The following is an 11,619-nucleotide window of genomic DNA, read 5'->3' as shown; positions in this document are numbered from 1 at the left end:
GGCGCTGGACAGCCTGGCCGCCGCGCCGGAGCGGCCCTCGGGCACCAGCGTCCTCTATGTCTCGCCGCTCAAGGCGCTGGCCGTCGACGTGGAACGCAACCTGCGCACCCCGCTGGCCGGGCTGACCCGGCTGGCCGAGCGTCGCGGCATGCCCGCACCCAACATCAGCGTGGGCGTCCGGTCCGGCGACACCCCGCCGGCGCTGCGTCGCCAGCTCATCGCTCACCCGCCGGACGTGCTGATCACCACACCCGAGTCCCTGTTTTTGATGCTGACGTCGGCGGCGCGCGAAACCCTGACCGGGGTGCGCACCGTCATCGTCGACGAGATCCACGCCATCGCGGCCTCCAAGCGGGGTGCGCATCTGGCGTTGTCCTTGGAACGCCTCGATGCCTTGTCCGTGGAGCGGCCCGCGCAGCGCATCGGCTTGTCGGCCACGGTGCGCCCACCCGAAGAGCTGGCGCGGTTCTTGTCCGGCCAATCCCCCACCACCATCGTCGCGCCGCCCTCGGCCAAGACCGTCGAGCTTTCGGTCCAAGTCCCGGTGCCCGACATGGCGAACCTGGAGAACAACTCGATCTGGCCGGACGTGGAAGAGCGGCTGGTCGATCTCATCGAGTCGCACAACTCGACGATCGTGTTCGCCAACTCTCGGCGGCTGGCCGAACGGCTCACCGCGCGCCTCAACGAGATCCACGCCGAACGGTCCGGCATCGTCCCGCCGGCGGACACCAACACCGAAGTCGCCGGAGGCGCGCCGGCCTACATCATGGGCAGCGGCCAAACCTTCGGCGCACCGCCGCTGCTGGCCCGCGCCCACCACGGGTCGGTCAGCAAGGAACAGCGGGCCATCGTCGAGGAAGACCTCAAGCGCGGCCAGCTCAAAGCGGTGGTGGCGACCTCGAGCCTCGAACTCGGCATCGACATGGGCGCGGTCGATCTGGTGATCCAGGTGGAAGCTCCGCCGTCGGTGGCCAGCGGCCTGCAGCGCATCGGGCGGGCCGGACACCAGGTGGGGGAAGTCTCACGCGGGGTCTTGTTCCCCAAACACCGCACCGACCTGATCGGCTGCGCGGTGAGCGTGCAGCGCATGCTCACCGGCCAGATCGAGACCATGCGGGTGCCGGCCAATCCGCTGGACATCCTGGCCCAACAGACGGTGGCGGCGGCCTCGCTGGAGCCGTTGGACGCCGACGCATGGTTCGACACCGTGCGTCGCAGCGCCCCGTTCGCGACACTGCCGCGCAGTGTGTTCGAGGCGACGCTGGACCTGCTGTCCGGCAAGTACCCCTCGACCGAGTTTGCCGAGCTGCGACCAAGGCTGGTCTATGACCGCGACGCCGGCACGCTGACGGCGCGGCCCGGCGCGCAGCGCCTCGCGGTCACCTCCGGTGGTGCGATACCCGACCGCGGACTGTTCACGGTTTATCTGGCTACCGACTCCGAAACACCTTCGCGGGTGGGCGAACTCGACGAGGAGATGGTTTACGAGTCGCGGCCTGGGGACGTTATCGCGCTGGGCGCCACCAGCTGGCGGATCACCGAGATCACCCACGACCGGGTGTTGGTGATCCCGGCGCCCGGTCAGCCGGCCCGGTTGCCGTTCTGGCGCGGCGACGACGTGGGACGTCCCGCCGAACTCGGCGCCGCGCTGGGTGCGTTCACCGGCGAGCTGGCCGGCATGGACCGCGATGCCTTTCAAAAGCGTTGCGCCGAGTTGGGTTTCGACGACTATGCGACCGGCAACCTGTGGACGCTGCTAGACGAGCAGCGCACCGCCACTCGGGTGGTACCCACCGACACCACGCTGCTGGTCGAGCGGTTCCGCGATGAGCTGGGCGACTGGCGGGTGATTCTGCACTCGCCCTACGGGCTGCGGGTGCACGGTCCACTCGCGCTGGCCGTCGGCCGGCGGTTGCGCGACCGGTACGGCTTCGACGAGAAACCCACCGCGTCTGACGACGGCATCGTGGTGCGGTTGCCTGACACCATCTCCGACACCGACGCCCCGCCCGGCGCCGAACTGTTCGTCTTCGACGCCGACGAGATCGACCCGATCGTGACCGCCGAAGTGGGCAATTCGGCACTGTTCGCGTCCCGTTTCCGGGAGTCGGCGGCGCGGGCGCTGCTGCTACCTCGGCGCAACCCCGGTCGCCGGTCACCGCTGTGGCATCAGCGTCAGCGCGCGGCCCAACTGCTGGACGTCGCCCGCAAGTATCCCGACTTTCCGATCGTGCTGGAAACCGTGCGCGAGTGCTTGCAAGACGTCTACGACGTGCCGACCCTGACCCGCCTGATGAGCGAGATCGCTCAGCGGCGCATCCGGGTGCTCGAAGCCGAGACGGCCAGGCCGTCCCCGTTCGCGGCGTCCCTGCTGTTCGGCTACGTCGGCGCGTTCATGTACGAGGGGGACGTCCCGCTGGCCGAGCGCCGCGCCGCGGCCTTGTCGCTGGACAGCACGCTGCTCGCCGAACTTCTCGGCCGGGTCGAACTGCGCGAACTGCTCGACCCCGACGTCATCGCCGGCACCGGGCGGCAACTGCAGCACCTGTCCGATGACCGGCACGCCCGCGACGCCGAAGGCGTCGCCGACCTGCTGCGGCTGCTCGGCCCGCTCACCGAGGAGGAGATCACCGCCCGGGCCGATGCCGCCGACGTCGGCGGCTGGCTGGAAGGACTGCGCGCGGCCCGTCGCGCGCTCACCGTGTCCTTCGCCGGCCGGAGCTGGTGGGTCGCCGTGGAAGACATCGGCCGGCTGCGTGACGGCGTCGGCGCCGCGGTGCCGGTGGGCCTGCCGGCCACCTTCACCGAAGCGGTGGCCGATCCGCTGGGGGAACTGCTCGGCCGGTACGCGCGCACGCATACCCCGTTCAGCACCGCCGAAGCCGCCGCCCGTTTCGGTCTCGGCCTGCGGGTGACCGCCGATGTGCTGGGCCGGCTGGCCAGTGACGGGCGGTTGGTGCGCGGTGACTTCGTCACCACCGCCGCCCCAGCCGGGACGCCCGGTGCCGAACAGTGGTGTGACACCGAGGTGTTGCGCATTCTGCGGCGCCGTTCGCTGGCCGCGCTGCGCGCTCAGGTGGAGCCGGTCAGCACCGCCGCGTACGGCCGCTTTTTGCCGGCCTGGCACCACGTCGGGTCCACTTCGGCCCAGGGGTATGCGGGTTTGGACGGGTTGACCACGGTCATCGATCAACTTGCCGGGGTGCGGTTACCGGCCTCGGCGCTGGAACCGCTGGTGCTGGGCCCACGGGTGCGCGACTATTCCCCGGCGATGCTCGACGAGTTGCTGGCGACCGGAGAAGTGACCTGGTCGGGTGCCGGGGCGATCTCGGGCAGCGACGGTTGGATCGCGTTGCACCCAGCCGAGACGGCGCCGTTGACGTTGACACCGCCGGTCGACATTGACTTCACCGACGTGCACCGGGCCATCCTGGACAGCCTGGCCGGCGGCGGCGCCTTCTTCTTCCGCCAGCTCACCCAGCACAGTCACAGCGAGGCGGATCTGAAAGCCGCACTGTGGGAACTGGTTTGGGCCGGCTGGATCACCGGTGACACGTTCGCGCCGGTGCGGGCGCTGCTCGGCGGCGGCTCGGGTGCGCGCAAACGTTCGGCGCCAGCACATCGGTCGCACCGGCCGCCGCGGCTGAGCCGGTATAGCGTCGCACACGCGCAGACCCGCACCGACCCCACGGTGGCCGGCCGCTGGTCAGCGTTGCCGACGCCCGAGCCGGACTCGACGCTGCGCGCCCATTACCAAGCGGAGTTGCTGCTCAACCGGCACGGCGTGCTGACCAAAGGTGCCGTGGCCACCGAGGGCGTGCCAGGCGGGTTCGCCACCCTCTACAAGGTTCTCAGCGCGTTCGAGGACGCCGGCCGCTGTCAACGCGGCTACTTCGTCGAGTCGTTGGGCGGTGCGCAGTTCGCCGTCGCGTCTACGGTCGACCGCCTCCGCAGCTACTTGGACGGAGTCGACCCGGAACGCCCGGACTACCGAGCCGTGGTGCTGGCCGCCGCCGACCCGGCCAATCCCTACGGTGCCGCGCTGCCCTGGCCGAGCGCCGAGGGCGACGGCTCGGCGCGGCCCGGCCGCAAAGCCGGCGCCCTGGTGGTCCTGGTGGACGGCGCGATGGGCTGGTTCCTGGAGCGGGGCGGACGGTCCCTGCTGACCTTCACCGACGACCCCGGCGCCCATGGCGCGGCCGCCACCGCGCTGGCCGAGTTGGTCGCGAGCCGGCGCGTCGCGTCTCTTCTGGTCGAGCGAGTGGACGGTGCCCCAGTCCTGCAACCCGCTGCCCCGAGCCCGGTCACCGACGCCCTGGTCGACGCGGGGTTCGTGCGCACGCCGCGCGGATTGCGACTGCGCTAGGCCATGCCTGAAGGAGACACGGTCTGGCACACCGCTGCCAAGCTGCGTGAGCACCTGGTCGGCCGCACGCTTACCCGTTGCGATGTCCGGGTGCCGCGGTATGCCACCGTCGACCTGGCCGGTCAGGTGGTGGACGAGGTGGTCAGTCGGGGCAAGCACTTGTTCATTCGCGTCGGACCGGCCAGCATTCACTCCCACATGAAAATGGACGGCAGCTGGCGCGTCGGCGAGCGAGCGGTCAAGATCGACTACCGGGCGCGAATAGTGTTGGAAGCTGGCGCTATTCGGGCCGTCGGATACGACTTGGGAGTGCTGGAGATTCTCGACCGGGAGCACGACGACGCCGTGGTCGCCCACCTGGGGCCGGATCTGCTGGGGCACGACTGGGACCCGCAGGTCGCCACCGCTAATCTCATCGCCGATCCAGCCCGGCCGCTGGCCGAGGCGCTGCTCGACCAGCGGGTCCTCGCCGGAGTCGGCAACGTCTACGCCAACGAATTGTGTTTCGTCAGTGGGCATCTGCCGACCGCACCGGTGAGCGAGGTGCGTGATCCCAAGCGACTGATCAAACGTGCGCGGGACATGTTGTGGCTGAACAGGTTTCGATGGAACCGCTGTACCACCGGGGATACCCGTACCGGCCGGCAGTTGTGGGTGTACGCCCGGGCGGGAGAGGGCTGCCGGCGCTGCGGCACCCCTATCAACTACGACGACACCGGCGACCGGGTCAGGTATTGGTGTCCGTCCTGCCAGCGCTGAATCGGCTCAATCGCGGCCGTGCGCCACGAAGAACTGCGCGATGATCTGCGAGGCGTCGAACGCGCGCGTGGTGGAGCCGATCACCGGTTTGGGCAGATATTGCTTGGCGCCCGGCCAGGTGTGCCCGCCGTTGTCGATTTGGTAGAACACCACTTCGGTCCCGTCAGCGCACGCGGCGGAATCGAAGCGCCGGACCACGGTGCCGTCCCCGACGTTGGGCAGATTCTGCACGGCGGGCTCACCCTGGCAGCGGTCCACCGCACGCCATTTGTTCACCATGGCGGTGGCGGAAATAGCGCGGCTGACCCCGCCGCGTCCCCGGACGTCGCCGCCGTTGAACGGGACCACCCGGTCGGCGGTGCCGTGCGCCGCCAGGACCGACACCGGCCGGGACGGATTGCACGCGACCCCGATGCCGAGCGTGCCGGAGATCGGTGCGATGGCGGCGAAAAGATCAGCGTGATCGCAAGCCAGTCGGTTGGACATGAATCCGCCATTGGACATCCCGGTGGCGAAGATGTGTCCAGCCGGCGCATTGAACTCTTTGGCGACCTTGCCCACCAGCGCGACCAGGAATCCGATGTCGTCGAGATGGCGGCGGTCGGCCGGGGCGGCGCCTCTGCCGTCGGCCCAGCTTTTGTCGTAGCCGTCGGGATAAACCACCAGCAAGTTGTGGATGTCGGCGACCGAGTCGAAGTTGGTCAGACCCTGCTGCCCGGCTCCGGTCCCGCCGCCGCCGTGCAGGTTGAGCACCAGACCGGCCGGCGGGCCCGGCGGTACGTGCACCGTGTAGGTCCGGTTCATGCCCCCGAACTTGAAAGCGCCCGGTTGATTGTGCGAACTGGCCGCCGAAACCGGCCGCCCGCAACCGCACAGCACGACCGCCAGCACGGCAAGCGAGAGCAGTCGGGGCCAAGGCATGACCGCCAAATTACCCAGCCCGTTCCCGAACCGAGTGAAGACCTCGGATACTTGGCCCCAATTTTCGGCGTGCTCAGCCCGCCGACGGGGGCCGCGGCATGAACGTGCCCTTGAGCTCCATGCCCATCGCCAGGTCTTCGTACTTCTGCTGCTTGCGCTTGCGCCAGCCACTGCCGGCCGAGATCGGCGGCGGCATGAGCGGCGGCAGCATCGGGAAATCGGATTCGCCCGCGGTCAGCGGCGTCGCCGCCGACGCCAGCTGCACAGGCGTCTGCGCCGCGGGCAACAGGCCCACCACCGCCGGCGGGGCGGTGAGGTTGCCCATCGACACTCCGACGCCGACCGCGGCCGTCGGTTCCGCCGCGCCCACGGCCCTGGACAAACTGGCCACCGTATCGCCTAGGGCCGCTTCGCCTTCCGAGAGGCCCTGGCCGATTTCGGGGGCGACCGACTGCAGCGCTTGGGCCGACGTGTTCTGTGCGAGATAGCTCAGCAGGTTGATGGGGAATCCCGACGAGACGAACTGGTTGGCGTAGGTGTTGGCCAAGCCGAACCAGCCTTGGTTGGGGTCGAAGCCGACACCGAACACCTGCAACAGCGAATCGAGCGGAGAGACGGCCTCAGCGGGCGCCGCCGCGGCAATCGAAGCTGCCGCCGGAGCGGCGGCCTCGGAGACGGCGGCGGCCTGCCTCGTCATGCCCGCCGGATCGGTGATCGACGGCGGCGAGGAGAACTGCGGCAACGCGAGGGATTGCTGGGTGGCCGTCTGATAGCGCGACATGGCCGCCGAGTTGTTCACCCACATGGTCTCGTACTGCTCTTCGGTCTGGGCGATGGCCGGCAGGTTCTTGCCGAATTGGTTGGTCGCCAGCAACTGCGCCAATTGGGTCCGGTTGGCGGTCACTACCGAGGGATGCACGACGGTCGCCAGCGTTGCTGCGAAGGCGGCGGCGGCGGCTTGAGCCGCCGCGCTGAGCTGTTGGCACTGCTGTGCGGTGATTTGCAGCCACGCCAGATAAGGAGCGACAGCTTCGGTCATCACCGCTGCGGACGGGCCGTTCCAGCCCTCGGCGAGCGTCGCCAGCACCGGAGAGTACAAGCCGGCGGACTCTTCCAATTCGGTCGCCAACCGCTCCCAGGCATCCGATGCTGCGATCAACGACTCCGCGCCCGGTCCCGAGTGAATCAAGGCCGAGGTGATCTCGGGGGGCAACGTTATGAATTCCACAGCATCGTTATTTGACCATGAAAGGAAATTTTCCGGAACGTTACGTTGACGACAGCGGGAAAACGCCCGGAACATCTCAAGTCGGCGTCCTCACGCGACGGTGTTGACCGCCGTCGACAACCGTCCCTTGAACTCGTCGGGAATGGGGATGTAACCGTTGTCGACCAAACCGCCCTGCCCAGCGCCCAGCGCGGTCTGCAGAAACATCCGGACCGCCGCCCCGACCTGCGGGTCGGCGTACTTCGAGCAGACGATCTCATAGGTCGCCAGCACGATCGGGTAGGCGCCGGGCTGGTTGGGCCGATAGAAGGAGATCGTGTCGAAGGCCAGATCATTGCCCTCTTTGGTGAACCAGGCAGCCGAAATGGTCCTGCCGACCGAATCAGGGTTGATCGCGGTCGGTTCCGGACTTGCAGAGGTGACGATCTGCGCCATGTGCAGGTGTTGCGCCTGGGCGAACGACCATTCGACGTAGGTGACCGACCCTTCAGTCGTCCCGACGGCCCCCGCGGCGCCCTCGTTGCCTTTGGCGCCCTCCCCGACTCCGCCGTTGAATGCCTTTCCGGCGCCTCGGCCCCACACCCCGCCCGAAGCCGTATCCAGATACCTCTGGAAGTTGTCGGAGGTGCCGGATTCGTCGCTGCGGAAGACGACACGAATGGGCTCAGCGGGCAAGACGACGCCGCTATTGAGTGCCCCGATCGCGGGGTCGTTCCAGGTGGTGATGGCGCCGTTGAAGATCTTCGCCGCGGTCGGGCCGTCCAGGGTCAACGACGTGACGCCCGTGACGTTGTAGGCAATGGCGATGGGCCCGAACACCACTGGCAGGTTCCACGCCGGCGAGCCGCAGCGCTGCTGGGCGCGTGCGTACTCGTCCTTGCTCAGCGGCGAATCCGATCCAGCGAAGTCGGTCTGGTTGGCCAGGAATTCGCTGATGCCGGCACCGGAGCCATTGGCCGTGTAATTCACGGAGTGTCCGGTGCACGCTTGTTCGTAAGCCTTGACGAACCGGATCATCGCGTTCTCTTGGGCGGTGGATCCGCTGGCTTTCAACGTCGATTTGCCGCCACAGGGAGCCTTCGCCGCCGTCGTGATCGTCGCGCTGGGCACACTGGCGTTGTTGTCACTGCCGCACCCCGCCAGCGTCATCGCCGCGATCATCACGACGCCAATTCCGTTTAGGCTCAGCGCGATTCCTCGGCATCGCGGGGAAACGATCGCAGTCATGAGGCATGGTAACAAGATCCGCCGGTGCGCCACCGGGTTCGAGCAGGACGTTGGTACTCGACAGCCGCGAGTTCAAGCGCAGTTTGTGATCAATTCATCGCCCGGACAGGTCTGAGCCAGCTATCCGGTGAATCTCGTTCGTGTTTCGGCCGGGTAAACTGGGTATTTCGGTCTTGGTTCCGCCCAACATGCATCGGGGAGGTTACTGCGATGGTGATCAGCAAAGCCCACAGGCGCGCGCCGTTCGCCGGCCTGCTTGCCATCGTCTCCGTATGCCTGGTCAATGCGGGGATGTCGAGCGCCCATGCCGATGGGGTCGACGACGCGTTCCTCAACGCGGTGAAAAATAAGGGCATCAACTTCGCGTCACCACAGGCCGCGCTGATCGCCGGGCACGAAGTCTGCGACGAGCTCGACCTGGGCAGGCAGAAGGGTGATGTGGCCAACGACGTGAGCGCCAACAGCAACCTCGACGGGTATCGCGCCGGCTACTTCGTCGGCGTCAGCATCGCCGCATTCTGCCCGCGGCACCACGCCACGGCTTAGATCTGGCGGCGGCTGACGAATTCCCGAGTCAACCCGGTCACCGGGTCATCGAACGCCATGCGCTGCGCCAGCAGCCGCAACGGTGTGCTGAAGTCATCGGCGGGCACGTCGATCACCTTGGGATACAACGGATCTCCGATGATAGGCAGACCGAGCGATGCCATGTGCACCCGCAGCTGGTGGGTGCGTCCGGTGCGCGGCGTCAGTCGGTACAACCCGTCGGTGCTGATCATCTCCACCAGCGTCTCGGCGTTCGGATCACCGGGCTCACACACCGCCTGCAGCTGTCCGCGCCGTTTGACGATGCGGCTTCGCACCACCTGCGGCAGCACCAGATCGGGGTCGACCGCGGCGCGCGCCAGATAGGTCTTGCGTACCGCACCCCGGGCGAAAAGTGTTTGGTAGCGGCCGCGTAGCTCACGGCGGGTGGTGAACAACAGCACACCGGCGGTCAGCCGGTCGAGCCGGTGCGCCGGGCTCAGTTCGGGCAAGCCGAGGCTGCGCCGCAGCCGCACCAGGGCGGTTTGTGCGACATGGCTGCCCCGCGGCATGGTGGCCAGGAAGTGCGGCTTGTCGGCGACCACGATGTCGGCGTCTTGGTAGAGCACCGGTATGTCGAAGGGCACCGGCACTTCCTCGGGCAGCTCGCGATAGAGGTAGACGCTGGCGCCGGCGGGCAGCACCGAAGCGCCGTCGATCACCGCGCCGTCGGCGTCGACGACTTGTCCGGCAAGGACTTTGGCGCGCGCCGGGGCGCCGAATCGTGCCGTCAGCTCGGCCAGCACCGGCCCGCCGCGCAGCCGCACCCGCGCAGGACCCAGTCCGTCGCGCACCGGCAACGGAGCCGGCCTCAACGGTGGCTCAATTCAGCGGCACCGGCTCGAGAATCTCCGCGCGCGCCTCGGGTGCGCTGGCGCGCAGCGTATCGGCGGACACGTCATCGGGCTGAGCCTGGGACAGGATCTCGGCTTCCACCCGGGCTTTGTAGTTGGAGACTTCGCGCTCCACGTCGGCCGGGCTCCAGCCCAGCACCGGCGCGACGACGTCGGCCACTTCCTGCGCGCAGTCGACGCCGCGGTGCGGATATTCGATGGAGATCCGCATGCGCCGGGCCAGGATGTCTTCCAAATGCAGGGCGCCTTCGGCGGCGACCGCGTAGAGGGCTTCGACTTTGAGGTAGCCGGGCGCCTCGGTGATCGGGGTGAGCAGTTCTGGACGGTCGGCGGCCAGGGCCAGCACTTCGTCGAGCAGTGAGCCGTAGCGCTCCAGCAAATGACGCACGCGGTAGGGGTGCAGTCCCCGCAGTTCGCCGACGTGCTCGGCCTGATTCACCAGCGCGAAGTAGCCGTCGGCGCCCAGCAGGCCCACCTTTTCGGTGATCGACGGCGCGACCCGGGCCGGAACGAATTGCACCGCAGCATCGATCGCGTCGGCGGCCATCACCCGGTAGGTGGTGTACTTGCCGCCGGCGATGGCCACCAAGCCCGGGGCCGGGACCGCCACGGCGTGCTCTCGGGACAGCTTGGAGGTTTCCTCGCTCTCCCCGGCCAGCAACGGCCGCAGGCCCGCGTAGACGCCGTCGATGTCGGCATGCGTCAGCGGGGTGGCGAGCACGGTGTTCACCGTGCTCAAGATGTAGTCGATGTCGGCCTTGGTGGCCGCGGGGTGGGCCAGGTCGAGGTTCCAGTCGGTGTCGGTGGTGCCGATGATCCAATGGCTGCCCCACGGGATGACGAACATCACCGACTTCTCGGTGCGCAGGATGATCGCGACGTCGCTGACGATCCGATCTCGCGGCACCACTACGTGCACACCCTTGGATGCCCGCACCTGAAATCGCCCGCGCTGCTTGGACAGCGCCTGGATCTCGTCGGTCCACACTCCGGTCGCGTTGACCACCACGTGGCCGCGGACCTCGGTGATCGCGCCGTCCTCGGAGTCGCGGACCCGAACGCCGGTGACCCGATCCCCTTCGCGCAACAGCGCGATCACCTGGGTGGAGGAGCGCACCACCGCGCCGTAGTGGGCGGCGGTGCGCGCGACTGTCATGGTGTGCCGGGCGTCGTCGACGACGGTGTCGTAGTAGCGGATACCGCCGATCAGGGCGCTGCGCTTGAGCCCCGGGCTCAGTCGCAGGGCCCCGGCGCGGGTCAGATGTTTCTGTGCGGGAACCGATTTCGCGCCGCCGAGGGTGTCGTAGAGGAAGATCCCCGCGGCGATGTAGGGGCGTTCCCACACCCGTTTGGTCAGCGGGAACAGGAACGGCAGCGGTTTGACCAGGTGCGGCGCCAGCGTGGTCAGCGAGAGTTCGCGTTCGTAAAGCGCCTCACGCACCAAACCGAATTCGAGTTGCTCGAGGTAGCGCAGGCCGCCGTGGAACATTTTCGACGAGCGACTCGAGGTGCCGGAGGCGAAGTCGCGCGCCTCGACCAGCGCGACCTTGAGCCCTCGCGTCGCCGCATCCAGGGCGCATCCCGAACCGACCACGCCGCCGCCGATCACCACCACGTCGAATTGCTCGGCGCCGAGTCGCTCCCACGCTGCCGCCCGCTGCGCGGGGCTCAGGGCC

8 protein-coding genes are annotated in these 11,619 nt (G+C 68.2%); 3 read left to right on the top strand and 5 right to left on the bottom strand.

From position 1 onward, the window contains the following. Nucleotides 1-4,369, top strand: a 4,369-nt coding sequence (locus A9W95_RS05010; RefSeq protein ID WP_067409503.1) for an ATP-dependent helicase, incomplete at its 5' end; no start/stop codon positions are given. 3 nt (nucleotides 4,370-4,372) lie between these two features. After that, entirely contained in the window at nucleotides 4,373-5,128 is a 756-nt protein-coding gene (nei2, locus tag A9W95_RS05005; RefSeq protein WP_067409502.1) for an endonuclease VIII Nei2, read from the top strand. Between the two features lie 6 nt (nucleotides 5,129-5,134). Here nei2 and A9W95_RS05000 read toward each other — a convergent pair whose 3' ends face one another. The 3 genes from A9W95_RS05000 to pstS form a co-directional block, all read right to left on the bottom strand. Further along, nucleotides 5,135-6,049: a PHB depolymerase family esterase gene (locus A9W95_RS05000; RefSeq protein ID WP_067409501.1), complete on the bottom strand. Its 915-nt coding sequence runs from the start codon at nucleotides 6,047-6,049 to the stop codon at nucleotides 5,135-5,137. Nucleotides 6,050-6,122: 73 nt separating this feature from the next. Continuing rightward, entirely contained in the window at nucleotides 6,123-7,277 is a 1,155-nt protein-coding gene (locus A9W95_RS04995; RefSeq protein ID WP_067409500.1) for a PPE family protein, read from the bottom strand. A gap of 90 nt (nucleotides 7,278-7,367) precedes the next feature. After that, nucleotides 7,368-8,465, bottom strand: coding sequence for a phosphate ABC transporter substrate-binding protein PstS (gene pstS, locus A9W95_RS04990; RefSeq protein ID WP_371328023.1), 1,098 nt, complete (start codon nucleotides 8,463-8,465; stop codon nucleotides 7,368-7,370). A 249-nt stretch (nucleotides 8,466-8,714) separates the two neighbouring features. Between pstS and A9W95_RS04985 the strand changes: the two genes are divergently transcribed. Beyond that, nucleotides 8,715-9,050, top strand: coding sequence for a DUF732 domain-containing protein (locus tag A9W95_RS04985; protein ID WP_082982910.1), 336 nt, complete (start codon nucleotides 8,715-8,717; stop codon nucleotides 9,048-9,050). On the opposite strand, the gene A9W95_RS04980 is transcribed toward A9W95_RS04985, so the two are convergent. Beyond that, entirely contained in the window at nucleotides 9,047-9,904 is an 858-nt protein-coding gene (locus A9W95_RS04980; RefSeq protein ID WP_067409499.1) for a pseudouridine synthase, read from the bottom strand. The genes A9W95_RS04985 and A9W95_RS04980 overlap by 4 nt on opposite strands. Nucleotides 9,905-9,911: 7 nt before the next feature. Beyond that, nucleotides 9,912-11,619: glycerol-3-phosphate dehydrogenase/oxidase (locus tag A9W95_RS04975; protein WP_253851565.1), on the bottom strand; the 1,708-nt coding region annotated here is incomplete at its 5' end.

The sequence above is a fragment of the Mycobacterium sp. 1423905.2 genome (assembly GCF_001673155.1).
Taxonomy (GTDB): domain Bacteria; phylum Actinomycetota; class Actinomycetes; order Mycobacteriales; family Mycobacteriaceae; genus Mycobacterium.
This window is presented reverse-complemented; position numbering and strand designations above follow the sequence as displayed.

Excerpts from the sequence above, each read along its gene's own strand:
- A9W95_RS05000 (WP_067409501.1), bottom strand. The coding sequence starts at position 6,049 with ATGCCTTGGCCCCGACTGCTCTCGCTTGCCGTGCTGGCGGTCGTGCTG.
- A9W95_RS04985 (WP_082982910.1), top strand. The coding sequence starts at position 8,715 with ATGGTGATCAGCAAAGCCCACAGGCGCGCGCCGTTCGCCGGCCTGCTT.
- nei2 (WP_067409502.1), top strand. The coding sequence starts at position 4,373 with ATGCCTGAAGGAGACACGGTCTGGCACACCGCTGCCAAGCTGCGTGAG.